Consider the following 25,269-nt stretch of genomic DNA (forward strand, 5'->3'; position numbering starts at 1 on the left):
CATCGTTAATAAATTTAAGACAATGCTATACCCCATGCTTTTAAAGTTTTACGGCTCGTATTTTACCTGTACGAAGGTTCCTAATTTCTCCTTGCTGTCAAATACCGTATAATTGCCTCCCTCGTATTCCCCGTAGTGGCGGACCGGCATACCGTTTTCTTCAAAATACGTTACCGCAGCCTCCCGGTCTTCCGTCATAAAGGCTATGTGGTGAATCCCATCCCCGTTCTTTTCCAGAAAATCCTTCCATGAACTGGGTTCCTCGTCCGGCTCTGTAATTTCAAGCACCACCTGCCCCAAATCAAACACCGCAAGCCTGGCCCTGGTTTTGGTTGGCTTTCCCTGAAACCTCGTATGGGCCTCCGATTCCTCCGGCACACAAAAGGGCGCCGGTATTTGAACTCCAAACAGCTTTGCATATTCTTCCACTGTCTTGTCCAAATCCTTTACCACCAATGCCACCTGGCATATGGTCTTTCCATCGATCACTCCCATTTTAATCTCCTTTCCGCAGTTGGTTTTTATTTCCTTTTTGTTATATTCACTATAACATTCCGGCTCCTGCATTTCTAACTATATATTGCTACTCATACATTAGTTATTGCTCATTTTTATAAGGGATTACATTTTACAAATATGTATATAGTACATTTTATTATATACAACACTATATTTTTATGCACTTTTCCTATATTTCAAAAGCAATTTTTGAACTATAATTAAAAAATATGGTCAGTATTTTTATAAAACCTGACAGAAGGAGCGGCTTTTTATGATTAAACCGGATTTATCAGAGCCTATGCAATTTATACACGACATGTCCATCAATGTGTCTTACGGGCATTTTTACTCCGTTTTCCCAACTCACTGGCACAGCTTTATGGAGATTTTAGCGCCTTTATCCGATGACATGTCCATTACCCTGGACAATGAAGTCTTTACGCTAAAAGCAAACCAGTTTGTCCTAATCCCTCCCCGCAACCTCCATTCTCTGACCAAAAACAGTTTAAGCCCCTGTCTGGTCGTCCAGTTCTCCGACTTGTTTTTACCTCAACTGCAGGATTTCATCCACCATAAGCAGCTTTTGTTCTGTCAGCCCATTCTGGAGGTAAACGGCAGCGCTTCTTTTATGGAAAACCCTATTGATATTTTGTTAAAAATAAAAAAGCTCTACTACAGCGGCATTTCCTTTAAAGAAATGCGCATGTATGAAGAGCTTCTACATTTTTTTATTGTTATAGGAGAACACAACTACCAGATCGAAAACAAGCTTTCTGCCCAGAAAACGCCGCAGCAAAAGGTTTATGACAAAAAGTTCGATATGGTGTCAGACTATATCGGGCAGCACTATATGGAACAGGTCAGCTTAGAGGACTTAGCTGCCTTTGCAGGCTTCAGCAAATACCACTTTTCCAGAATCTTTAAGGCCCACTACCAGACCTCCCTGCCGGAGTACATCACTTCCTTCCGTATTTCCAAAGCCAAGGAGCTGTTGGAAAATCCGGAGATATCCATTGTGGACGTGGCACTCCAGTCCGGCTTTTTAAGCCTGTCGTCCTTTAACCGGACCTTTAAACAGAGTAACAACTGCACGCCTTCCCAGTTCCGGAAAATGTTCGACCATTTTCCAGCCTGATCAGGCCTTGCAGCGCAAAATGTCGTATTCCTGCGGTACGTCTCCCTCAAATTCTAAGTACAGCACCTGCTTGGAATGGGGGGCGCTTTCCTGGGATTTTCCTTCTTCATCATAAATGGCTTTTACAAGGACTTCCAAGTTCCTGCCATCGGGCTTCATCACCTCAATGGTGTCTCCTACGGAAAACTTGTTCTTCTGCGTGGTACGGGCAAACCCTCTCTCATCCACTGCTTCAATAGTTCCCAGATACGTATAGTTTTTCACATAAGTATTATTGTCATAGATCTGAGTGGTAGAATCAGGCTTACTAAAATAAAAGCCGGTGGTAAATTCCCGGTAAGTACATTTGCCGATTTCAGAGCGGTACCACTCCATATTGGCACGGTAGATTTCAGGGTCCTTGTTATAATCATCAATGGCCTTCCGGTAGGTTCTGGCCACGGTGGCTACGTAAAGGGCGGTTTTCATGCGGCCCTCGATCTTAAAGCTGTCAATCCCCGCATCCATCATCTCCGGGATGTGTTCGATCATGCATAAATCCTTGGAATTGAAGATATAAGTTCCCCGTTCATTTTCATAGACTGGCATGTATTCTCCGGGACGTTGTTCCTCAACGATGGAATACTTCCAGCGGCATGGATGGGTACAGGCTCCCTGATTGGCATCTCTTCCTGTCATAAAATTGCTTAAAAGACAGCGTCCGGAATAGGAAATGCACATCGCCCCATGGATGAAGCTTTCGATCTCCATGTCTTCCGGAATCTGGCTGCGTATTTCTTTAATCTCTGCCAGAGAAAGCTCCCTGGCAGAAACGACCCGCTTGGCTCCAAGCTGGTGCCAGAACAGATAGGTCCCGTAATTGGTGTTGTTGGCCTGGGTGCTGATGTGGATTTCCAGATCCGGCATCATGCGCTTTGCGATAGCAAATACTCCCGGATCGGAAATAATCAAGGCATCAAGGCCTGTTTCCTTTAATTCTTTAAAATATTCCTCTACACCGGTCAGGTCATCATTGTGGGCCAGAATATTGGCCGTGATATAAACCTTTACCCCTTTTTCGTGGGCAAAAGCAATTCCTTCCCGGATCTCTTCTATTGAAAAATTCTTTGCCTTGGCACGGAGGCCAAAGGCTTCTCCTCCGATGTAGACAGCATCTGCGCCGTAAACAACCGCAGTTTTAAGTACTTCCAGGCTGCCCGCCGGAATCAAAAGTTCGGTCTTTCTCATGAAAATCCTTTCTTATGTCTATATTTAAAGAAGTTCGACTCGCCTGGCGGCTCATCGAACGACTAGTTTACAATGTTATATGGGTAAAACTCGGGCCGCTCCTTGCTGCCTTCATGAAATAAATCAGATCAGAATGCTGACGGTAATTCCGTCACCGATTGGTACAATGGTTGTTATAAGCCGCTCAGAATGCTTTAGCTCATAGAGGTATTCCCGCATCCGACCGTGAATGGTCCGGTTCCGGCGTTCCACTGCATAGCGGGATTCTATGATATCTCCATCCTGTAGGACATTATCAGAAATCAGCATACCTCCGGGTGCCATAAGCTCTAAAATCCTTGGCAGCCACAAAAGGTACTGCCCCTTGGCCGCATCCATGAAAACAAGGTCAAAGGGGCGGTCAAGCCCCTTTAATATCTCCTGAGCATCTCCCTCAAGCAGGGTGATCCGCTCTGTCTCTCCGGCCTCTTTAAAATTTTCTTTCGCCTCTGGAATCCTTTTTTCATATTTTTCTATGGTGGTGATATGACAGTTTTGCGGCATGGCTTTGGCCATTAACAGAGTGGAATAACCCACCGCAGTACCAACCTCCAGTATGGCCTTTGGCCTCATGGCAGCGGTCATCGTCTGAAGAAATGCGGCAGTCTCTTCCCTGATAATTGGAACGCCTTCCTGCCTTGCCTTTTTTCCGATCTCTGAAAGGAGCGGACTTCTGTCTGTTTCCAGAGATTTGATATATTCCGTTATCCTGTCATTTACAATCATTTTTTTTCTTCCTTTTCCTCTGTATTCTCATTCATTAACTGAAGGATTTCTTTGGAGGTCATGGAAGTATTAAAGGTATAATCTCCCTGTTTTACCTTATAATCAAAAAACTCCGCCTGTATGATAAAAGAATATTCATTGGATATCAAACCATTGTCCTTTAATAGCTTTGCCGCCTGGGCCACAGAAGTACCTTTGCTGATGGTTATCTCCTTGTCCCGTCCCGGCTCTGCTTCCACTGCAGAGGCGTAGAATATTTCATGACCGAACTCATATCCTCTGGTGACTCCCTCATAAAGCAGAAGGATCACCAGGGCAAGGATAATAAGCCTGCTTGAAATCGCGATAACCGCTCCTGTTATTTTATTTATCTCATTCGTTGCACGGCTCATTTCCTGCTTCCTTTCAATATTATCGCCCGCTTTACAGGGCATAAAGGTATACCCCCAGGGTGTTTCATTATTATCGTCCGCTTCACAGAGCATAAAGGCATACCCCCAGGGTGTTTCGCCTTAGAGGTATGGTTTTTTCCTTGTGCTATACTTCCATAATGATCGGCAGAATCATAGGATTCCGTTTCATTCTCTTCCATAAAAAGTCGCTTAAACTGTCCCGTATAACATTCTTAATCTTGCCCCAGTCATTGACATGGCGGTCCAGACAGTCTGAAACAGCGTCATTGACAATGTTCCTGGCTTCCTCCATTAAATCCTCCGACTCACGCACATAGACAAATCCTCTGGACACAATATCCGGTCCGGCCAAAAGCTGATTGGAATATTTCTCCAGGGTCAGAACCACCACGATAATTCCGTTCTGTGCCAGGTTCTGTCTGTCTCTTAAAACAATATTTCCTACATCTCCGACACCAAGGCCGTCTACCAGGATTCCTCCTGCCTGCACGTGGTCTACGATCTTCCAGGATTCCTGACCCAGCTCCACCACATCACCGGATGACATGATGATCACATTCTCCTTGGGGGTTCCCATCGCCTGAACTAAATTTTTCTGGGCCATGATGTGACGGTATTCGCCATGGACGGGAATCGCGTATTTAGGACGGACCAGGGCATACATCAACTTGATTTCTTCCTGGCATGCATGTCCCGATACATGAGTGTCATCGCTGATCACCTCTGCTCCCTTCCTGGAAAGCTCGTTAATGACCTTGGAAACAGCCTTTTCATTGCCAGGAATCGGATGTGAACTTAAAATCACCACATCAGTTGGTTTAATGGAAATCTTCTTATGGGTACTGGCTGCCATTCGGGAAAGGGCTGCCATGGATTCCCCCTGGCTTCCGGTAGTGATGAGCACGGTCTGCTCATCGGGATAATTTTTTAACTGGTCAATTTCAATTAAGGTTCCATCAGGAATATTTATATAGCCAAGCTCACTGGCCGTGCCGATGACATTGACCATGCTGCGGCCCTCTACCACTACCTTGCGTCCATACTTGGCTGCGGAATTGATGACCTGCTGCACCCGGTCCACGTTTGAGGCAAAAGTGGCTACAATGATGCGGTTATTCTTATGATCTGCAAAAATGTTATCAAAGGTTTTTCCCACGGTCTTTTCCGAAGGAGTGAACCCTGCTCTCGTAGCATTGGTGCTGTCACACATCAGGGCCAGAACGCCCTTTTTACCCAGCTCGGCAAAACGCTCCAAATCAGCCGGTTCCCCGAATACGGGAGTATAATCAATCTTAAAATCGCCTGTATGCAGAATCACGCCGGCCGGTGAAAAAATGGCAAGGGCGGAGGCATCGGCGATGCTGTGGTTTGTTTTAATAAATTCGATACGGAAACAGCCTAAGTTTACGGACTGACCGTGCTTGATCACCTTTCTCTTGGTGTTCTTCAGTAAATTATGTTCTTTCAGTTTGTTCTCAATCAGGGCAATGGTAAGTTTTGTTCCGTATACCGGTACATTAATATCCCTTAGGATATAAGGAAGGGCGCCGATATGGTCTTCGTGACCATGGGTGATAAGGAATCCCTTTACCTTATCTATGTTCTGTTTCAGGTAAGAGACATCCGGTATGACCAGATCGATCCCAAGCATATCATCTGTGGGAAATGCCAGTCCGCAGTCCACTATGATGATGCTGTCTTCACATTCAAAAGCAGTGATATTCATACCGATCTGCTCCATTCCACCTAAAGGAATGATTTTAACTTTCGCGTTGCTGTCTTGTTTTTTCAATATTTTACCTCCATCTTATGATTTTCCGTCCTGTTCTTCTTCCATTGCCTCCCGGCATTCCCTGCAATACCCGTGCAGCTTCACTTCATGATCTGTCACAAAAAAACCTGTCCTGTCAAGAAGGGCCTGCTCCAGCGTATCCAGTAAATCGCCTTGAAAGGAAAATACGTTTCCGCATCGGTTGCAAATCGCGTGGTGGTGGTGGTGTCTGGACTCACGATCCAAGCCCCCTAATTCATAGCGGGCGAATCCATCGTCAAAACTGACCTTGTCAATCACCGATAGATCCACAAGTACCTGCACGGTCCTGTAAATCGTGGCAAGCCCAATCTCCGGGCACTTCTGCCTGGCCAGATCATAGATCTCTTCCGCAGTCAGATGCTGCCCGGGGCGCTCTGCCATGAGTTCCAGAACCAGCATGCGCTGGTTGGTCACCTTGAGTCCTTTCTCTCGAAGCATATTTTTAAAAATATCCTGTTTCATGCAACATTCCTCAATTACTCACCATCATTTTTGTGTACGAGTGTTCAAGCGGATATGCCTGCATATCCAATTGGCGCCCGGTGAAGCGGGGCGCACTGTGCCCATTAAAGCGGGGCATGCTGTTCACAAACCCAGGCTTGAAAGATGCTTTTCTTTCAAATCTGAATATCCACATCTGCTCCTTCAAGCAGTTCGGAAAATATCTTAAATAAATAATCTATCTCGTTATCATCCTCTACAAACTCATACAAAGCCTGGCTATCTTCCTGCTTTGACAAATCCTTTAAGATGTAACATTCCCCTTCGTCATCTTCATCTGCCGCATCAGTTACCAGCAGATAATTCATCCCATTAATTCTGGTTTCCTCCAGAACGTAAAACTCCACGGTTTCCCCTGAATCCGTTGTCAGGGTAATCTTCTTCTCTTCACTGTTCATTTCCTGTCTCCTGACTTAAGCTGTCCAGATAGCCCTGCAGGATCAGTCCTGCCGCCACCTTATCAATGACTGCCTTGCGGTGTTCCCGTCTTACACCGCTTTCCTGTAATATTCTCTCCGATGCCACAGTCGTAAGCCTCTCATCCCAGAGTATGACGGTCAGTCCGGTCCGCCTCATGAGCATCTCTTTAAACTGCTCTGTTTTTTCGGCCCGTTCACCGGCCGTATTATTCATATTTTTCGGGTAACCGAGGACAATGGCTTCAATCTCATATTCCCGGATCAGTTCCTCAATCCGGGCACAGGTTTTTCTCAGTTTATTCTCGTCTTCTCTCGTAATTGTCTCCACTCCCTGGGCTGTTATACCAAGTAAGTCGGAAACTGCAACTCCTACAGTTTTAGAACCGTAATCAAGCCCCATAATCCTCATATTTATCCTCCAAGGTTGCTTTTCTTCCAATCTTTATGCAGCAAAAGAAAGCTGGTCCAAAGCCAACCATATAAAAACAAACTGTCAGACTCCGCCTTCGTTCACTTCATCTGACAGCTAGACTTATGATTATCCACAGCCTTACTTCAACTTCGTATCAATATATACCCCCATAAGCTCTTCCAGAATCTCATCCCGCTCTACTTTCATGATAAGACTTCTGGCGTTCTTGTGGCTGGTAATATAAGTAGGATCTCCTGACATAATATAGCCCACGATCTGATTGATAGGATTATAGCCCTTCTCAGTAAGGGCAATATAAACCTGTTCCAGTACCTGGCTTACATTCAGTTTATTTTCCTGCACTGTCTTGAAAAATTGCGTATTATGAATATCGCCCATGTTTCTCACGTCCTTTAACTGTTCTACTATATTCTAAACCAAAATTTAGGATTCGGCAAGCCAAAAATAAATTTTGTCTATTAATGCTTTAAAAATGCCACTTCATCGTTCATCATTTCCATTAGAATTCCATCTGTCACCACGCCCTTTAAGCCCTCTTCATAGGGAACTGCGGCCTTCACATACTCTCTGGTGTGGCCGATCATATAATGGACGTCATTTAACCAGTATTCCTCTTCCATAAGCACCTCAGTCCTGGAGCCTAACCATGACTTCCGGTACTCAAGGGACATTTCCTTTTCCAGGCAAAGAAGTTCATTGCTCCGCTCCGCCTTTGCGGATTCCGGTATCTGTTCCGGCATCACCGCCGCCCTGGTACCGTTTCTTTTGGAATATTTAAAAACATGCATCTCATAAAACCGGACATTTTTCAAGTATTCCCTGGTCATCTGGAATTCATCTTCTGTTTCTCCCGGAAATCCTACGATCACATCGGTGGTAATGGCAGGATTATGAAATGCCTTCCGCAAAATCTGGCAGCGGTTTAAATAATCCTCTGTGGTATAGTGGCGGTTCATCCTCTTTAAGGTATCATTGCATCCGCTTTGAAGGGATAAGTGGAAATGGGGGCATATTTTATCGAGTCCTGCAAGTGCCGACGCAAACTCTTCGGTCACGATCCTGGGCTCCAGAGAACCAAGGCGGATCCGTTTTAAGCCTTCCACTTCATGAATGCTCCTGATCAGATCCAGAAGGGTAAGCCGCTCTTCCTCGGGAAAATCCATTCCATAAGAGCTTAAGTGGATTCCTGTAAGAACGATCTCTTTGTAACCGGAAGCGGTCAGACGTTTTACTTCCTCTAACACCTCATCGGACCTCCGGCTTCTCACCCGTCCTCTGGTATAGGGTATGATGCAATAGCTGCAAAACTGGTTGCAGCCATCCTGAACCTTGATAAATGCCCTGGTATGGTCCGAGATCCTGTCAATGGACAGATTCTCATACTCTCTGGTGTCACTGATATCAATTACATGTTCCAACGCTTTACCGGGCGCAGCGGTATGCTCCCAGGATGATTCTTCTTCCGTATTTTTCCTTTGTACAAAGTAATCCTCCAGAATGGAAACCAGCTCAGTTTTTTTGTTGTTGCCAACGACTAAATCCACTGCTTCATCCTTTTTAAGCTCTTCTCCTGCCGCCTGGACGTAGCATCCAGCCGCCACGACCACTGCCTCCGGGTTCATTTTTTTTGCCCTGTGAAGCATCTGCCTGGACTTGCGGTCCGCGATATTTGTTACGGAACACGTATTAATGATATAAACATCAGCTCCTTCCGCAAAAGGAACGATTTCATATCCGGCGCTTTCAAGAAGCTGCTGCATGGCCTCTGTTTCATAGGAATTAACTTTGCACCCAAGATTATGCAGGGCTGCCTTTTTCATCTTGTTTTCTCCTATCTAAATAATCAGTTTATTTTCAGTATTTTCATGTAAAATTACCATTGACTTTTATACAATATATCAGTAGTATTGAATTGAAAAAGGGGCGGTCCCTATTAATTAAATAAAAGAGCTCACCTAAGGAGGTTTTTCACATGAAAACAGTTCGTATATCTTTAAATTCCATCGACAAAGTAAAATCTTTCGTAAACGATTTAACAAAATTTGATACTGATTTTGATCTGGTATCCGGTAGATACGTAATTGACGCAAAATCTATTATGGGCATTTTCAGCCTGGATCTTTCCAAACCCATCGATTTAAATATCCACTCCGAAAATAATGCCGATGAAATCTTAGACGTTTTATCTCCATATATTGTAGATTAAGCATACTTTTCTTCGTGTAGTCAAGCGCAAGTGCATACTGGACTTAGAAAATCAGCCGTTCGGTAAGCCGTCAGGCGAATCGAACTTCCTTAATGTCTATCGGGGCCCGGCCTTTTCCAGAAGGAGCCGGACCCCGATTTCATTTTTCCTTTAACACCAAACCTTTTCCACCGTGCTTATTGCTGTCTCGACCAATTCACCAATCTTTTCTTCTAATTTTTCTTCCGACCGTTCAATCATCTTTAAATTTGGCTTCGTCACCGGATGCTTTGCCACAAAAATGGTGCAGCAATCCTCAAACGGAAGCACAGAAGTCTCATAAGTTCCGATCTTTTCCGATACATCCACGATTTCCTGTTTATCAAAGCCAATGACAGGGCGGAATACCGGCATGGTGGTGGCTGCATCCGTAGCTGTCAGAGACTGCATGGTCTGGGAAGCCACCTGGCCGATGCTCTCTCCCGTAATTAGGGCAAGGCTTCCGCTTTCCACTGACAAACGCTCTGCAATCCGCATCATATAACGCCTCATGATGATGGTAAGCTCCTCATGAGGGCATTTGTCATAAATGTAAAGCTGGATATCCGTGAAATTCACAATATGAAGGTGAATCGGCCCGGAATATTTAGAAACCAGCTTTGCTAAATCGATCACTTTCTGCTTGGCCCGCTCGCTGGTATATGGCGGCGCATGGAAGTAAACGGCATCGATCTTAACGCCGCGCTTTGCAATCATGTAGCCTGCTACCGGGCTGTCAATACCGCCGGATAAAAGAAGCATGGCTTTTCCATTGGTTCCCACCGGCATACCGCCCGGACCAGGGATAGTATGGGAGTAAATATTGATCTTATTCCGGACTTCCACATGAAGCATCACATCCGGCTTATGGACATCCACCCTTGTCTCAGGAAAAGCATTAAGTACCAGTTCCCCAAGATTCCGGTTGATCTGCTCCGAATTTACCGGATACTTTTTGTTTCCTCTTCGGGCATTGACTTTAAAGGTGAAATTCTTATCTTCATAGAATTCATCCACATAGGACAGCACCTGCTTCTTTAAATCTTCATAACCATTGTCCTCCACCTGAACCATGGGACAGATGGCGGCAATGCCGAAAATGCATTTAAGAGCTTCTATGACCTCGTCAAAATCATAGTCCGACTCTGCAGTAACATAGATACGTCCTGATTCCTTGGAAACCACAAAATCGCCGTCTACCCTCTTTAAAGAGTGGCGGATCTGTGCCACCAGGGCATCCTCGAACAGATAACGGTTTTTTCCCTTTACTCCGATCTCTGCATATTTAATTAAAAATGATTGATATTGCATCTGTTATCCTTTCTGTTTTCCTGCCCGTGGTTTTTGGGCATAAAGGTATGGTAATTTTATCTAACATGAGTTGCTTAAGGGAACGCGCTCTTGCTTAACCTCTCTGATACCGCCTTAAAACAGGCAAAAGCTCCTTAAGCACATCAATGCTGTAATCGATCTCCTCTTTGGTGCTATAAACCCCGAAGCTGAACCGCAGCGTGGAATCCAGAAGCTCAGGCTTTACACCGATTCCTTTTAACGTTCCGCTGACAGCCGGATGGTTGGAAGAGCAAGCAGATCCGGATGACACATAAATCTCCCTTTCTTCCAGAGCATGCAAAAGCACTTCGCTTCGGATGTCTGAAAAGCTTGCACTGACGATCTGAGGCGCCGACAAATCACCGGAAAGGCTGTTTACCGTAACCCCGTCGATCTCTGAAAGCCTGTCTATCATATAATCCTTAAGGGCGGTCATGGACTGCATCTTCTCTCCATGATCCGTATACATGATTTTAGCCGCCACTCCCATGCCTGCGATTCCCGGAACATTTTCCGTACCGGAACGCATCCCTCTCTGCTGGCCGCCTCCATAAATCAAAGGTCTTATTTTCACCCTCTGGTCAACGTATAAAAATCCCACTCCTTTTGGTCCATGTATCTTATGGGCGCTGACGGATAAAAGGTCAATCCCCTGGCGCTTTGGCCGGATGACAAATTTTCCGTAAGCCTGAATGGCGTCCACATGAAACAGGATGGACGGATTCTTCTTTTTTATGACCTTTGAAATGGCCTCGATCGGTTCCACTGCGCCGATTTCATTATTCACATACATGATGGAGACCAGAATAGTTTCCGGGCGGATAGCCGCCTCCAGTTCTTCCAGGCGGATATGGCCTTGGGCATCCACAGGAAGATAAGTCACGGAAAAGCCCTGTTCCTCTAAAAATGCCAGAGGATTATATACTGAGGCATGTTCAATGCCGGTGCTGATGATGTGGTTTCCTGCCCTTTTATTGGCCATGGCTGTCTCAATTAAGGCCATATTGTTGGATTCAGAACCACCGGAGGTGAAAACGATCTCCTTTGGCGCGACTTTTAACGTCCCGGCTATGATCTCTGCCGCTTCCTTAATATACCGTTCCGCATCCATTCCTTTTTTATGCTTGGCGGAAGGATTTCCATAATCCTCCGTCATGATTTTTACAACAATATCTTTTACCGACTCCAACACTCTGGTTGTCGCCGAATTATCAAAATAAGCTTCCATATGTGTCTTCCTTTCCTCTTATTGCCCGTATTTCCGGACATTAAAGGATATCCGGAGGGTATTTCCTCCGGCCCCGTCAGCCTTCCAGCTGGAAGGCCAGCACGGATACAATAGCAAGGCCAGCGGTTTCCGTCCTTAAGATCCGTTTTCCCAGGGTAATCAATTTTGCTCCGAAACTCTTTGCAAGTTCCATTTCAGAATCCTCAAAGCCGCCCTCCGGTCCGATAAATATCCCCGCGCTCATTCCGGGTTTTATACCGGACAGGATTTCTTTTGTCTCTGCCATATCTTTTGCATGTTCAAACGGAATGACCGTTATATCAAGCTCCTTTGCAAAGGCAAGAGCTTCCTGAAACGTCATGACACCGGACACCTCCGGTATAATAAGCCGCTTGGACTGCTTGGCAGCGCTTTCAGACACTGCCCTCCATCGGCGGAGTTTTGATTCTTCCTTCTTTTTATCCAAACGCACTACAGCCCGTCTGGTCTCCACCGGGATGATCTGGTGTACTCCAAGCTCTACGGCCTTCTGAATGATTAACTCCATTTTGTCGCCCTTTGGCAGCCCCTGAAACAGATAGAGCCTTGCAGGAAGCTCTGCACCTCCCTCATCTACAGACAGGATTTTGGACGTCACTTCCGAGGAAGCTACTTCAATAATTTCGCATAAGTAATCTTTGTCTACACCATTGCTGATTAAAATTTGTTCTCCGGCGCCCATGCGCAGGACATTTTTAATATGGTTCACATCCGGCCCTATGATCCGGATTGCGGAATCTCCGATCTGATCAGGATTAACAAAAAAGTGATACATCTCATTCCTCTTTCCTGTCCATGCCTTCTGGACTAGAGGTATGCCTGCAAGGCGTTCCTCTTCTTATTTCTTTCTGACTGTTATAGAAACCCATTCCCCCTGATAGGTGGTTTCCACAAGCTCAAAAGCATCATTTTCCTCAAATGCTTTCTTCACAGCCTCTTCCTTCATGTTAATGATACCGGAAGTAATGAAAATAGCGTCTTTTTTCATGTGAACAGAAATTTCCTTCTGAAGCAGGATGATGATATCTGCCAGGATATTGGCTACCACCACATCGTATTTTTCAAAGCCTGCTTTCTCCTGTATTGTCCTGTCATCAATAATATTTCCCTGTAATACTAAAAACTTATCCACAGGAACATCATTGGCTTCCATGTTTTCCTTAACAGCAACAATGGCATTTTCATCGAGGTCCGTTCCAAATACCTCTTTTGCACCCAGCTTTAAGGCAGTGATCCCCAGAATACCGCTTCCGGTTCCCACGTCAAGAAGGGTTGTCTCATTCGTAACGTATTTCTGCAGCTGACGGATACAAAGCTGGGTCGTCTCATGCTGTCCGGTTCCAAAGGCAGTTCCCGGATCGATCTCAATCAAAAGCTTGTCCTTGTGTTCCTCCGGGATTTCTTCCCAGGTAGGTTTGATCAGGATATCATCCACGGTAAACGGCTTAAAATACTGTTTCCAGTTATTGATCCAGTCCTTATCCTCGGTCTCGCCGGACACAATGGTGCATTCCCCTAAATCCGTGAACATAGAAAGTTCGGAAAGCCCTTCTTCCACACGCTTTAACATACCATCGATGTCAGAATCCGGCTCCAGATAGAAGCTGACCTTTGCAACGCCCTCATCCGGCGGAAGCTCCGGCAGAATGTCGATAAACATGCCTTTTGTCTCCGCTTCCGTAAGAGGGATGTTATCCTCGATTTCAATACCTTCTATTCCGATTTCATCAAACATGCTGCTGACTAAATCCACGGCTTCTGTCGTGGTGGTCAGCGTAAATTTTTTCCATTTCATAACAATTCCCTATCCTTTTATAATTTTCACAAACAGACACAAAAGTACCACTAAAACTACCGGGCGCACAATCTTTAATCCATTTTTCACCACTAAGCCTGATCCGATATAATGGCCTGCTATGCAGAAAAGTCCTGATGCAAGTCCCAGGGGAATCAAAACCTTTCCATTTATTAAAAAAGTCGCCAATGCTGCAATATTGGAGGACAGGTTAATCACTTTCGTGGTGCCTGATGCACTCCTGACATCCATTTTGGCTAATCCAGTCAGAATCAGCAGTAAAAAAGTTCCCGTGCCTGGTCCATAAAATCCGTCATAGCCTCCAATGACCAGTGCTGCACATATGCTGATCAAAAACATCTTTTTTTCAGGCAGACTGCTGCTCTCCTCCTGATCTCCCAAATTTTTATTCTTAAGAACATAAAAGGCAACAACCGGAAGCACCGCCAGCATCATGCCCTTTAATAGCCGCTCACTGGCAAGCATGGATAAGTGCGCTCCGATTACAGAACCGACCACAGCAAAAATTGCGGCTAGCAGAGACAGCTTTGCTTTAATGTAGCCGCCTTTCGCATACCTGGCCGTAGAGATCACGGTTCCCATGGTAGAACCCAGTTTATTGGTTCCAATGGCCAAATGAGGAGGTACCCCTGCTGCCAGATATGCCGGAAGGGATATAAGGCCTCCGCCTCCTGCTATGGAATCTACAAAACCCGCCAGAAAAACAAGAGGGCATACGATCAAATATTGGTACATATTCTGTTTCCTTTCTTTGGCATCCGGGAGCCGGACTTTCTCATTATAGTATATGAACGTTTTGCTCTCAGCTTTAAATCACAAGATATCATAACATACAATGAAATCGCTTGCAAGCGTCTAACATGTACGAAATTTGAAGGGTTATTTCGCAATTAATAAAAAAAAAATATTTTTTTAAAAAAGATGCAATAAAAACTGTAGCTGTTGCATTAACCTATTGAACGGATGAGAATAACTTTTGTTTCGTTCCGATCGCAAGGGCAAAAAAAAATATCAAGTAAACGAAATTCCTTGATGCATTACACCCCATCACACCCGCCTGAGCGATTGGAATTGGAACAGGAACTATTTTCACAAATTACAAAGCAAATATATTTGTAATGAAAAACAGGGGACGCACCTTATGGCCGATGCATTTCAGCCGTCTGGTGCGTCCCTTGCTTTTTATGATTCAAGCTTTCTATTTCACTTTTTATGGTTTTGCATATAATGGTCAACCGCTCTTTTTGTCTCCAAAACTGCTTCCCAGCATATTGCCACATCTTCCCCATTTGCAAAGAATGATTCATCTCCCGGGTACCGTGAAGAGAAATAATATCCATCTGACAAAATCACCTTATTTTTATTAATTTTAAAATCCGGCAGGTTTTCTTCAATGAACCTTAAAATCTTTCTTAAAGAATGAGTTTTTAAGACTGCTGTACTATCTAACTCAATACAAAAAACGGATATTATATGTTTTAAATATCGTTCACATACATTTTGTGCAATGCTTGTCATCGCATTACCTATCCTCTTTTCTTCTATATTGGCCTTTAAAAATAAATAATCCTCTTCAGCAAACGTATAATAATTTACTTCCTTTCCCACAGCAGAACTCCCTCCTTTATTAAATTGCGGGAAAACTGGTCCTTCCCGGCCTTCCAGCTGTCTCCATAGACAAATTTTAATTCCACATCCGGCAGGTTCCAATCCTCCGGCATTGCATGAATCCTCATACTGCGTCCAATATCAGTCGTGAATTTCTCGCTACACTGCACTAAAAGGTCCACATCGCTGTCAAATCTTTGATTTCCTCTCCCACAGCTTCCATAAAGATAAACCGCTTCTACATAAGGCCTGTAAGCTTCACTGCAAAGTACCTCTAAAGCACTTTTTATTGACTGCATATGCCGCTCCATGAGATCCCTCCGTTCAACACTCATCTGATTAATTCCTTTGGCATAATTTACTTAACGAAGGCAAACAAAGTACAGCCTGAATTCTACCCATAGGGCACTTAGTAAATCAGCCGTTCGATGAGCCCTTAGGCGAACCGAACTTCTTTTCCATTATTATACATGAATTTCAAATGAAAGAAAAGGTACAGCAGAAAATTTCCGCCATACCTTTTAATACCATTCAGTCAAGTTTACTGTATCCATACGCCGTCAGCTCCCACCTTATATCCGTCAGGAGTGGTCGTATTGGTAAGCAGCCTGCCCAGATAGCCATCGGACATGGTGTTAAAGTAATAAGCTTTTCCACCAATGATCTGCCAGCCTATCCTCATAGCGCCCATTGTACCGTCATCCACCGGATTTAAGTAATACCGGAGGCCTCCCTCATCAGCATACCAGCCGGTCAGCATATGGCCTTCCCAGTTAAACCGGTACCATCTGCCATCGATATACTTCCAGCAGTTTGAAGGCCAGCTTCCGTCACTGTACTGAAACCACCAGCCGGAAGGACTGTAGCGCCAGCCTCTCTGACAACTGTAGCTGCCTGGTCCGTCGTCATCGTCATCATCGTCATCATCCCAGAAGTCAAAGGATTGACTTCCTTCAATAGGCCCTCTGATTTTCGTGCCTGAGCCGTTCCAACCCGGAAAATCCCGGACAGCCTGCCCGTCTGCGGCCATGGCGGCCGCCGGAAACAGAACTGCTATCCATATAACAGCAACTGTCAGGGCCAGCTTTTTTGCAAACCTTCCCATACCTTCCCCTCCATTTAAAACCATGTACCTTACGGATTCTTTATTTAAAGATTCCCTTTTTTTTATGTTTGTCGCCTTCCCCTGTGCCGTTCATGGCTTCGTCAAACTTACGAAGCGCTTCTTTTTGAGCCTCTGACATACGCTCCGGCACTGAAACCACCAAAGTGACAAAATGGTCGCCCCGAATGGCCCGGTTGCGTAAGGAAGGAACACCCTTTCCTTTTAAACGTACCTTGGTATCTGTCTGGGTCCCCGACTTCACTTCGTATTCCACTTCCCCATCCACAGTCTTGATCCGGATGGTTCCGCCTAAGGCAGCATTAGCAAAGGAAACAGGTACCGTTGAGAAAATGCTGGTATCCTGGCGTTTGAAGATCGGATGGTTGGATACCACTGCCTCTACCAGCAGATCGCCTCTCTCTCCGCCATTGGTTCCCGGCTCTCCTGCACCTGCAAGGCGCACGGACTGTCCGTTGTCAATTCCTGCCGGAATGGTGACTTTAAATTTCTTTCTTTTTGTATTGTATCCGCTGCCATAGCAATCCGGACATTTCTCTTTAACGATTTTCCCGCTGCCTCCGCAGTCCGGACAGGTCTGGACGTTCTGTATCTGGCCGAAGAAGGATTGCTGGGTATACATGATCTTTCCTTTTCCATTACATTTTGAACATGTAACTGGTGAGGTTCCAGCTTTTGCGCCACTTCCATGACAGGAGGAACACTCTTCCTTGAAATTGATCTCAATCTCCTTCTCGCAGCCGAAAATCGCATCCTCAAACGTGATGCGGATGCTTGTTCTGACATTGGCTCCCCTAGATGGCCCATTATATTGGGCGCTGCTTCTTCGTCCTCCGCCAAAGATATCTCCGAATATATCTCCGAATATATCTCCCATGTCTGCTCCGCTAAAATCAAAGCCGCCAAAGCCACCTGCTCCCCCGCTTCCGTCAAAGGCAGCAGAACCGAACTGGTCATACTGGCGTCTCTTATCAGGATCGCTAAGGACACTGTAGGCCTCGGAAGCCAGCTTAAACTTCTCAGCAGCCGCAGCATCTCCGGGATTTGTGTCAGGATGGTATTTCTTAGCTAATGCCCTGTAAGCTTTCTTAATCGCTGCATCATCCGCATCCTTTGGAATGCCCAGGGTTTCATAATAATCTTTCTTACTCTCTGCCATCTTAGGTCTACCTTTCATAGATTAAGGAAATTCGATTCACCTTTGGCTCACCGAACGGCAAAGCTCCCAAATACCCTTAAGGGTAAACCACAGTCTTCGCTGTCGAGGAACTCATGCCTGAAGAAATTCGGAAAAAGTGCTGTATCGCTACAACACTTTCTCCAAAGTCCTGTCTACTGACCAGACTAGTTTACACCTCTTTGTAATCGCCGTCAACTACATCGCTGTCCTGATAGGTGGCATTTTCTGCTCCCATATCAGGGCCTGCGCCCTGGGCTCCGCCCCCAGCCTGGGCCTGCTCATAAACCTTTGCAAACAAAGCCTGTGCACTGTTCATCAGTTTTTCTTTGCCGGACTTGATGTCTTCAATCTGAGCATCAGTCATATCATCGATCGGAGCTCTGCCTATCGCTTCTTTTAATGCATTTAAATCTGCTTCCACAGATGCCTTATCGTTTGCATCGATCTTTTCTCCTACTTCCTGCAGAGCTTTCTCTGTCTGGAATACCATGGAGTCCGCATCGTTTCTTGCGTCAATGCCGTCCTTACGCTTCTTATCCTGAGCCTCATATTCAGCTGCTTCCTTGACTGCCTTATCAATATCGGTGTCAGACATGTTGGAGCCGGAAGTGATGGTAATATGCTGTTCCTTGCCTGTACCCAAATCCTTAGCAGAAACATTTACGATACCGTTGGCATCGATATCAAAGGTAACCTCGACCTGAGGAACGCCTCTTCTTGCAGGCGGAATTCCATCCAGACGGAATTGGCCTAAGGTCTTGTTATCTCTTGCAAACTGTCTCTCACCCTGTACCACGTGGATGTCAACCGCTGTCTGGTTGTCAGCCGCTGTGGAGAAGATCTGGCTCTTCTTTGTGGGGATAGTCGTATTTCTTTCGATCAGTCTGGTAGCAACACCACCCATGGTCTCTATGGATAAGGAAAGTGGAGTTACGTCCAGAAGCAGGATATCGCCTGCACCTGCATCACCTGCAAGCTTACCGCCCTGGATGCTGGCGCCGATGGCAACACATTCATCCGGGTTCAAGGATTTAGAAGGCTCTTTGCCTGTCAGCTGTTTTACTTTCTCCTGTGCAGACAGCATACGGGTGGATCCGCCTACTAACAATACTTTTCCTAATTCTGCGGCAGTAATGCCCGCATCTCTTAATGCATTCTGTACCGGAACCGCGGTGCGCTCGATGAGATCTGCTGTCAGCTCATCAAATTTGGCTCTGGTCAGGTTCATATCCAGATGCTTTGGTCCTTCTGAGGTAGCAGTGATAAACGGAAGGTTGATGTTGGTGGTCGTTGCGGAGGATAATTCCTTCTTTGCCTTCTCAGCAGCCTCTCTTAATCTCTGCATTGCCATCTTGTCGCCGGATAAATCAACGCCCTCTGCCTTCTTAAATTCATCCACCATCCACTGGGTTACGCGGTTATCAAAATCATCACCGCCCAGACGGGTGTCGCCGTTGGTAGAAAGAACTTCGATGACTCCGTCGCCGATTTCAATGATGGAAACATCGAAGGTACCGCCGCCTAAGTCATATACCATGATCTTCTGCTCTTTTTCATTATCAAGTCCATAAGCCAGAGCTGCCGCTGTCGGCTCGTTGATGATACGCTTTACGTCAAGACCGGCAATCTTACCGGCATCCTTGGTTGCCTGGCGCTGTGCATCGTTAAAATATGCCGGTACGGTAATAACCGCCTCGGTTACTTTTTCTCCTAAATAGGCCTCTGCATCCGCCTTTAATTTCTGAAGGATCATGGCAGAAATTTCCTGAGGACTGTAATTTTTTCCGTCAATCGCTACCTTGTAGTCCGTGCCAATGTGTCTTTTGATGGAAGAGATGGTACGGTCAGAGTTAGTTACTGCCTGACGCTTTGCAGGCTCGCCTACAAGTCTCTCTCCATTTTTAGTAAATGCAACAACGGACGGTGTGGTTCTTACGCCTTCGCTGTTGGGAATTACAACTGGTTTACCGCCTTCCATAACGGCTACACAGCTATTTGTTGTACCTAAGTCAATACCAATGATCTTGCCCATAGTTTTTTCCTCCTATTAATAAACAAACTATAAATGATTACCTTTTTCCTGCCCATATTGGGGCAAAAGGTATACCTGGAATGTATGATCTGCTTCCTGATGCTATATTACTAATTAGCCACCTGCACCATGGAATGCCTTACCACGGTGTCGCGGTAGGTGTAACCCTTCTGGAGTTCCTGGGAGATTACATTCTCACCCAGTGACTCATCTTCAATATGCATTACCGCATTATGGAAATTAGGATCAAACGGCTTTCCAACTGCTTCAATCGGTTTTACACCGGCTTCTTCCAGCGTTTTCATAAGCTGTTTGTATATCATTTCCATTCCGTCTGCAAAAGGAGCGTTTTTTTCGTCCTCAGAAATGGCTGCAAGGCCTCTTTCAAAATTATCGACTACCGGAAGAATCCGTTCAACGATATCCTTTGCTCCGATTTCAAACATGGCTGACTTTTCTTTTTCTGTTCTCTTGCGGTAATTATCAAATTCAGCCATGGACCTCTGAAGGCGGTCCGTCAGTTCCTCTATTTTTTCATCCCTTGGATCCTTTTTCTCTTTCTTTTTTCCAAAAAGGCCCTTTTTCCCGGATTCTTCTTTGGAATTCTCCTCAGCCGTTTCTTCCTCCGGAACATTTTCCTGGGTTCCATCGTCCCCGCAGGCTTCTGCACCTTCTATTTCTTTTTCAGCGGAAACGGCATCCTCTGTATAAATAGTCTCATCTGCCAGCTTCTCATCTGTTTTCACATCTTCCATGCTCAATGCTCTACCCTTTACCTTTCATCTTTTTTCAAAATGGTATCCAGCTGCGTCATGAGATTGCGCAATGTGCTGAGCACCTTTTCATAATCCATCCGTTTCGGACCAATGATTCCAATGGTACCTCTTAAGCCTTCGCCCAGTTCATAGTTAGCGGTTACAATGCTACAGTCGTTCATTGTCTTAACAGGAGCCTCATCGCCGATGTATACCTGGATACCGGATCCGCTCTCCGAGCTGTTCATATCATCGATCAGCCCTTGTAAAAGATCCTTCTGCTCCAGTGTACCGATAAGCTTACTGGCCCTTACTCCGTCACTTAACTCCGGATACTTGAAAATGTTCGTAGCACCGCTGGTATAAATCTGAAGGTCTTCATCATCCCCCCGGATGGCGCCAGCCACCTCGGTGAGAACCCGGTCCACCACATCACAGTGGGGCCCTGCCTGAACCTTCATCCTGCTGATCACTTCAAGATTGATTTCCTCTATGGCCAGCCCGTTAAGGGCATTGTTAAGAAGAATGTTAAGATTTAAAAGTCCTTCGTCATCTAATTCCGTATGGATTGGAATCATGGCATTCTTAATAATATTGCCTTCTACCACAATTACCACAAGAAGCTTTTCTTCATCAACTTTGGAAAGCTGGATAAACTTCAGTTTGTTCCGGTGGTACTGGGGCGCACTGATCATTGCAGCGTAATTGGTGTTCTGTGCAAGAAGCTTTGCCATCTGCTTTAACAGGAGCTCTACCCTATCCACCCGCTTTAATATCATATCCTTGATCTCAGTGACTTCCTCTTCTTTTTCCTGCATGATCTGGTCCACATAAAAGCGGTATCCCCTGTCAGAAGGAATCCTTCCGGCGGAGGTGTGGGGCTGCATGATATATCCCAGTTCCTCCAGATCAGACATCTCATTCCGGATGGTAGCAGAACTTAAGTTCAAATCCGTATACTTTGATATGGTACGGGAACCTACCGGTTCTCCGGTTTCCAGATAAGTTTTGATGATTGCTTTTAATATAGTTATTTTTCGCTCATCCAACTGATCCCTGTCACTCAAACTGCCCCACTTCCTTTCTGAGTCTTTTTGTTAGCACTCAACGTTTAGGAGTGCTAACATCTTCTTTTCATAATATATTCTTTTTTTCTACTTTTGTCAATACATTCCTGTAAAATTTTTTGGTGAAGTTTTTGTGACCTGCTTGTACATTTTTCCTCATTTATCAATTAAATATTACAAAGCTGTTGACATTATTTTCTTGACATTTAACACTTTTGTAATATAATGGTAATTAAGACACCATAACAACACGATTGCGAGGTAAGGTTGAAAGAAAGACGTCTTACAACCTTGAGCTTGTGAATCAACTGGATATGCAAGCATATCCGCTTGATCCATTTGGAGGTAAATTATGAATAGTTTTTCAGGGAAAAAGAGGATCACCGGATTCCTGACACTTCTTTGTATCCTGCTGTTGTCTACAACTGCACTGGCAGCCGAGACTACGGGAAAAGACCAAACTGTGAATCAAGTACAGTCCGAAAACACTGGAACGAATCACCAAACCATACAAACTGGAACGGAAAATCAGACGGCATCAGCCAGTACCGAGACGCTTTCTGGGGAAATCGGACCTGGTATTCAGAAAAAAACTCCGGAACCAGTAAAATCAGAAGAGCCGGCAAAACCGGTTTATGAAAAAGGAGAATCCCTGGGGCTCTTCTCCGCTACAGCATATTGTCCGGGCAGCGAAAACTCCGGCAAGCAGTGCCGGACCTATTCCGGCACGGTTCCGCAGCCGCAGCATACCATATCCGCGGACATCACAATCCTTCCTCTTGGAACAAAGGTCATGATTGACGGCATCGTTTATACCGTTGAGGACATCGGAAGCGGCGTGAAAGGAAACAAAGTAGATATTTTCTTCGCAACCCGTGCAGAAGCATTGGATTTTGGAAGGCAAACAAAAGAATTATTTGCGGTCATTGAACGGTAGGTAATGCCATATGACACCGCAGAGCAGCGAATCACTTCACTGTTCTGCGGTTTTTTTTCGCCTTAACCTTGACAAAATTGGAAAAATGTGTAAAATGATTACTTGTACCTCATTTATTACAATTCTGTTACATATAATTATAAATATATTTAAAATATGTTACAGTTTGTAAAAAAGAAAGGAAGTATTTGTAATATGCAAAGAACAAACCGAATTCACTGGTTCTTCGGAACCTTACTAATGATGACATTTTTCCTAATAAGCACATGGAACGTTTTGGCGGCTCAGACGACAGGCATTATTGACAATGCGGACGAAAACAGTGTCCGGGGCTGGGCCATTAACAGCTCTGATCCCAGCTCTGCGGCAGAAGTAAAAATTGTCATTACCAACCAGTCAAACGGCCAGGTCACAGCGGAGCTTACCACCACTGCTTCCAAGTACCGGGAGGATCTGGTATCCAACGGAACCGGAAATTATGGTTTTGAGATACAGGTTCCCTGGAATTCCTACGGAGACAGCACTTACCTGGTGGAGGCCTATACAGGAGGCCAGAAGCTCTCCGGTACCAGAGTACATGGAGTAGGCGCTGCCGCTGCCGCAAGTCTTCAGAACAGCGGCACTAATCTCCGTTCCCTGGGGGCATTTAAAACCACGGCCTACTGTCCCTGCCGAAAGTGTTCCGGAGGCTGGGGAGGACGTACCAGCACGGGAACCATTGCAACTGCAAACCATACCATTTCTGTTGATCCAAGGGTCATTCCCTATGGCAGCCGTATCATGATAAACGGAGCCATCTATACGGCAGAGGATTGCGGAGGCGGGGTCAAGGGAAATCACATTGATATTTTCTTCAATACCCATGGAGAAACCCGCGCCTATGGCACCAGAAGCGTAGAAGCGTATCTCGTTCAATAATACAAATTCCATAAGAAAAGCCCGGTGAAGATTTTACTTTTTACCGGGCTTTTTATAAGTTTAATTACATGGGTCCAAGTGGTCCATTTCTGTATTTTACGTTCTTACGGCAATCTCTCTTATCATACGCATTAGTTCTAACGCGCTTCGGAATGCTACATAATTTTTAGATGTCAGCCTACCGGTCACGATTCCCTGAATACTGGCGTTCTGGCGATGTTCTATTTTGACGATCAATGATTCTTTTGCCTGAACAGCGCGGAAACTTAAGGTCTTACTATCCTGCAGCTGAATTTTTGCCTTTACTGGTATTTTGTTTTTTCCCTTAGTCCTGTATGCATATTCTTCTGACATTTTTTTATTAAGAAACCTTGGATCCATGGAGGGCTGGGGAGTTCCGACCCAGTCGCATATTTCATCTAGTTTAAGAATTAAATCGCCTACACTGGAAAACCACACAGGTCCGTCTATATAGCAGTTAAGGATTTCACCATATAAATTTCCTTCTTTTTTTCCATGAAAACAAATGAGCATCGTACTGACCCGGTCTGTTACAGTCATGCTGTGGCAGACGTTCTGCATTTCTTCGCTTTTTATCATAGGTTTTTTATCCCCTTTTTCTATCGTGCTTTAGCGGGTGGATATGCACACTTTCCCTTTCTATCAAATCATTTCTATTTAACTATGAAATCTCTGGGGAATGATCTGCTATTGCATCGAAGGTGGCCGCTTTCCATCGTATCCTTACTGCATCCAGGCTCCATCTCCGCCGACAGCATATCCATCAGTCGTCATCTCACTGATGTACATAGATCCCAATGGCCGCTCTTCATTGCTCTTATAGATCCATTTCTCCGTTGCCGGTTCGTACCGATAGGTTTCCATGCTGTTCTGCTCTGTAAAGTAATACCATTTTCCTCCGATATTTTTCCAGCCCTTTGCCATCATTCCTGTCTCGGGGTCTAAATAATACCAGCGGTTGTCTTCCTTATCATGATGCCAGCCTGTTTTCATCTTTCCAAGCCAGCCGTCTGATTCTGTATTGCAGTAATACCAGTCAAGTTTCTCATCACGGAACCAGCCGTAATCCATGATCCCGCTGGCATTGAAATGATACCAGCCGTTTTTGTTCACGTCTCCGCTCTCATAATCCAGCTTCGCCCACATTCCTGTCAGATGGATTCCTCCGTTTAGCACAAAGGCCCACTGGCTTCCGTTTCCTGAAAGCTCTTCCCAGTTTCCATTGGTACCAACGATGTAGCTCTTGCTCCTGCTGGGATTGTAAGGGTTGGCTTTGATTCCGCTTCCGCTTCCTCCTCCGCCGCCTCTGCTTCCTCCCTTGCTTCCGGAGTTCTGAATTTCATCATAGTGGTCATAACGCCCATCCAGTACTTCATCTAACGGTTTTGTCACTTCTTTAAGCTTTTCCAGCGCTTCAAGCAGTTCATCAAGGGTCGCCTTCGGGGACGTCCGGTCCAGTACCTCAAAGGCCTCTTCGATTGCCTCCTTAAGCTTCTCCGTTTCCTTTAGCGTCAGGAAATAGTCATCGCTCTTATCAATCGCGTTCTTTATGGCATCCTCCAGCTCTTTCCTGGCATCATTCACTTCCTTCTGATTGTTCTCGTAGTACGCGTAGACATAGGTCTTCCGGCTGATCTCACGGTCTGGGTCGAATTCACTCAGGCGGTCCTCACGGTAGCTCCAGCCTACATAGCTGTACTCCACTCCCTCTTCACTGACAAAAATATCTGCAGGTTCTTCCACCTGTCCGTATTCTGAGGAATAATACCAGTCGCTGGGAGC

General features: G+C 45.3%; 28 protein-coding genes. 4 read left to right on the forward strand and 24 right to left on the reverse strand.

The window, feature by feature from the left end; translation table 11 throughout:
* Positions 1 to 48: 48 nt before the first annotated feature.
* Complete coding sequence (locus AC27IJ_RS12005; RefSeq protein WP_312442461.1) at positions 49 to 495, reverse strand: VOC family protein; 447 nt, start codon at positions 493 to 495, stop codon at positions 49 to 51.
* A gap of 277 nt (positions 496 to 772) precedes the next feature.
* Here AC27IJ_RS12005 and AC27IJ_RS12010 point away from each other — a divergent pair, with 277 nt between their 5' ends.
* Positions 773 to 1,636, forward strand: coding sequence for an AraC family transcriptional regulator (locus tag AC27IJ_RS12010; RefSeq protein ID WP_312500555.1), 864 nt, complete (start codon positions 773 to 775; stop codon positions 1,634 to 1,636).
* On the opposite strand, the gene AC27IJ_RS12015 is transcribed toward AC27IJ_RS12010, so the two are convergent.
* The 9 genes from AC27IJ_RS12015 to mtaB all read right to left on the reverse strand — a co-directional run bounded on the left by AC27IJ_RS12015 (position 1,637) and on the right by mtaB (position 9,027).
* Positions 1,637 to 2,863, reverse strand: a complete 1,227-nt coding sequence (locus tag AC27IJ_RS12015) for a peptidase U32 family protein (protein WP_312500553.1) — start codon at positions 2,861 to 2,863, stop codon at positions 1,637 to 1,639.
* A gap of 123 nt (positions 2,864 to 2,986) precedes the next feature.
* Positions 2,987 to 3,628 (reverse strand): O-methyltransferase, encoded by a 642-nt coding sequence (locus AC27IJ_RS12020; protein ID WP_312500551.1) that lies wholly within the window; start codon positions 3,626 to 3,628, stop codon positions 2,987 to 2,989.
* Positions 3,625 to 4,113 carry an endolytic transglycosylase MltG gene (locus AC27IJ_RS12025; RefSeq protein ID WP_487149007.1) on the reverse strand — a complete coding sequence of 163 codons (489 nt, stop codon included), beginning with the start codon at positions 4,111 to 4,113 and terminating at the stop codon, positions 3,625 to 3,627. The genes AC27IJ_RS12020 and AC27IJ_RS12025 overlap by 4 nt, the downstream gene beginning before the upstream one ends.
* Positions 4,114 to 4,165: 52 nt before the next feature.
* Positions 4,166 to 5,833 (reverse strand): ribonuclease J, encoded by a 1,668-nt coding sequence (locus AC27IJ_RS12030; protein WP_312442454.1) that lies wholly within the window; start codon positions 5,831 to 5,833, stop codon positions 4,166 to 4,168.
* Between the two features lie 15 nt (positions 5,834 to 5,848).
* A complete protein-coding gene (locus AC27IJ_RS12035) occupies positions 5,849 to 6,316 on the reverse strand; it encodes a Fur family transcriptional regulator (RefSeq protein WP_312442452.1) in 468 nt (155 codons plus the stop codon).
* Between the two features lie 155 nt (positions 6,317 to 6,471).
* Complete coding sequence (locus AC27IJ_RS12040; protein WP_312442450.1) at positions 6,472 to 6,753, reverse strand: DUF1292 domain-containing protein; 282 nt, start codon at positions 6,751 to 6,753, stop codon at positions 6,472 to 6,474.
* Positions 6,743 to 7,183 carry a Holliday junction resolvase RuvX gene (gene ruvX / locus AC27IJ_RS12045; protein WP_312442449.1) on the reverse strand — a complete coding sequence of 147 codons (441 nt, stop codon included), beginning with the start codon at positions 7,181 to 7,183 and terminating at the stop codon, positions 6,743 to 6,745. The genes AC27IJ_RS12040 and ruvX overlap by 11 nt, the downstream gene beginning before the upstream one ends.
* Before the next feature lie 141 nt (positions 7,184 to 7,324).
* Positions 7,325 to 7,585 (reverse strand): IreB family regulatory phosphoprotein, encoded by a 261-nt coding sequence (locus AC27IJ_RS12050; protein WP_312442448.1) that lies wholly within the window; start codon positions 7,583 to 7,585, stop codon positions 7,325 to 7,327.
* 80 nt (positions 7,586 to 7,665) lie between these two features.
* Complete coding sequence (gene mtaB / locus AC27IJ_RS12055) at positions 7,666 to 9,027, reverse strand: tRNA (N(6)-L-threonylcarbamoyladenosine(37)-C(2))-methylthiotransferase MtaB (RefSeq protein WP_487149011.1); 1,362 nt, start codon at positions 9,025 to 9,027, stop codon at positions 7,666 to 7,668.
* Positions 9,028 to 9,179: 152 nt separating this feature from the next.
* On the opposite strand from mtaB, the gene AC27IJ_RS12060 reads away from it, so the two are divergent.
* The gene (locus tag AC27IJ_RS12060; RefSeq protein WP_312442446.1) at positions 9,180 to 9,413 is read left to right on the forward strand and encodes an HPr family phosphocarrier protein; all 234 of its coding nucleotides are present in this window, start codon (positions 9,180 to 9,182) and stop codon (positions 9,411 to 9,413) included.
* Between the two features lie 150 nt (positions 9,414 to 9,563).
* On the opposite strand, the gene thiI is transcribed toward AC27IJ_RS12060, so the two are convergent.
* The 12 genes from thiI to hrcA form a co-directional block, all read right to left on the reverse strand.
* Positions 9,564 to 10,742, reverse strand: a complete 1,179-nt coding sequence (gene thiI, locus AC27IJ_RS12065; RefSeq protein ID WP_312500546.1) for a tRNA uracil 4-sulfurtransferase ThiI — start codon at positions 10,740 to 10,742, stop codon at positions 9,564 to 9,566.
* A 94-nt stretch (positions 10,743 to 10,836) separates the two neighbouring features.
* Entirely contained in the window at positions 10,837 to 11,991 is a 1,155-nt protein-coding gene (locus AC27IJ_RS12070; protein ID WP_312500544.1) for a cysteine desulfurase family protein, read from the reverse strand.
* Between the two features lie 76 nt (positions 11,992 to 12,067).
* The gene (locus AC27IJ_RS12075; RefSeq protein WP_312442442.1) at positions 12,068 to 12,805 is read right to left on the reverse strand and encodes a 16S rRNA (uracil(1498)-N(3))-methyltransferase; all 738 of its coding nucleotides are present in this window, start codon (positions 12,803 to 12,805) and stop codon (positions 12,068 to 12,070) included.
* Between the two features lie 63 nt (positions 12,806 to 12,868).
* The gene (gene prmA / locus AC27IJ_RS12080; RefSeq protein ID WP_312500542.1) at positions 12,869 to 13,825 is read right to left on the reverse strand and encodes a 50S ribosomal protein L11 methyltransferase; all 957 of its coding nucleotides are present in this window, start codon (positions 13,823 to 13,825) and stop codon (positions 12,869 to 12,871) included.
* 9 nt (positions 13,826 to 13,834) lie between these two features.
* Positions 13,835 to 14,581, reverse strand: a complete 747-nt coding sequence (locus AC27IJ_RS12085; RefSeq protein WP_312442439.1) for a sulfite exporter TauE/SafE family protein — start codon at positions 14,579 to 14,581, stop codon at positions 13,835 to 13,837.
* A 468-nt stretch (positions 14,582 to 15,049) separates the two neighbouring features.
* A complete protein-coding gene (locus AC27IJ_RS12090) occupies positions 15,050 to 15,454 on the reverse strand; it encodes a HEPN domain-containing protein (RefSeq protein WP_312442438.1) in 405 nt (134 codons plus the stop codon).
* A complete protein-coding gene (locus AC27IJ_RS12095; protein ID WP_312442436.1) occupies positions 15,439 to 15,789 on the reverse strand; it encodes a nucleotidyltransferase domain-containing protein in 351 nt (116 codons plus the stop codon). Before AC27IJ_RS12095 ends, AC27IJ_RS12090 begins: the two co-directional genes overlap by 16 nt.
* 206 nt (positions 15,790 to 15,995) lie before the next feature.
* Positions 15,996 to 16,559, reverse strand: a complete 564-nt coding sequence (locus AC27IJ_RS12100) for a glucan-binding protein (RefSeq protein WP_487149016.1) — start codon at positions 16,557 to 16,559, stop codon at positions 15,996 to 15,998.
* Positions 16,560 to 16,599: 40 nt separating this feature from the next.
* Positions 16,600 to 17,736, reverse strand: coding sequence for a molecular chaperone DnaJ (gene dnaJ / locus AC27IJ_RS12105; RefSeq protein ID WP_312442434.1), 1,137 nt, complete (start codon positions 17,734 to 17,736; stop codon positions 16,600 to 16,602).
* 190 nt (positions 17,737 to 17,926) lie between these two features.
* Positions 17,927 to 19,789: a molecular chaperone DnaK gene (dnaK, locus tag AC27IJ_RS12110; RefSeq protein ID WP_312500538.1), complete on the reverse strand. Its 1,863-nt coding sequence runs from the start codon at positions 19,787 to 19,789 to the stop codon at positions 17,927 to 17,929.
* 110 nt (positions 19,790 to 19,899) lie between these two features.
* Positions 19,900 to 20,544 (reverse strand): nucleotide exchange factor GrpE, encoded by a 645-nt coding sequence (gene grpE, locus AC27IJ_RS12115; protein WP_312442431.1) that lies wholly within the window; start codon positions 20,542 to 20,544, stop codon positions 19,900 to 19,902.
* A 17-nt stretch (positions 20,545 to 20,561) separates the two neighbouring features.
* The gene (hrcA, locus tag AC27IJ_RS12120) at positions 20,562 to 21,611 is read right to left on the reverse strand and encodes a heat-inducible transcriptional repressor HrcA (RefSeq protein ID WP_312442430.1); all 1,050 of its coding nucleotides are present in this window, start codon (positions 21,609 to 21,611) and stop codon (positions 20,562 to 20,564) included.
* Between the two features lie 352 nt (positions 21,612 to 21,963).
* On the opposite strand from hrcA, the gene AC27IJ_RS12125 reads away from it, so the two are divergent.
* Positions 21,964 to 22,548 carry a 3D domain-containing protein gene (locus AC27IJ_RS12125; protein ID WP_312442429.1) on the forward strand — a complete coding sequence of 195 codons (585 nt, stop codon included), beginning with the start codon at positions 21,964 to 21,966 and terminating at the stop codon, positions 22,546 to 22,548.
* Between the two features lie 195 nt (positions 22,549 to 22,743).
* Entirely contained in the window at positions 22,744 to 23,466 is a 723-nt protein-coding gene (locus AC27IJ_RS12130; protein ID WP_487149019.1) for a 3D domain-containing protein, read from the forward strand.
* A gap of 96 nt (positions 23,467 to 23,562) precedes the next feature.
* On the opposite strand, the gene AC27IJ_RS12135 is transcribed toward AC27IJ_RS12130, so the two are convergent.
* Both AC27IJ_RS12135 and AC27IJ_RS12140 read right to left on the reverse strand, forming a co-directional pair.
* A complete protein-coding gene (locus tag AC27IJ_RS12135; protein WP_312442427.1) occupies positions 23,563 to 24,066 on the reverse strand; it encodes a hypothetical protein in 504 nt (167 codons plus the stop codon).
* A 144-nt stretch (positions 24,067 to 24,210) separates the two neighbouring features.
* Positions 24,211 to 25,269 (reverse strand): zinc ribbon domain-containing protein (locus tag AC27IJ_RS12140; protein ID WP_487149021.1); only part of this gene is annotated, 1,059 nt, incomplete at its 5' end.

The sequence above is a fragment of the Lacrimispora sp. YZC11 genome (assembly GCF_057543815.1).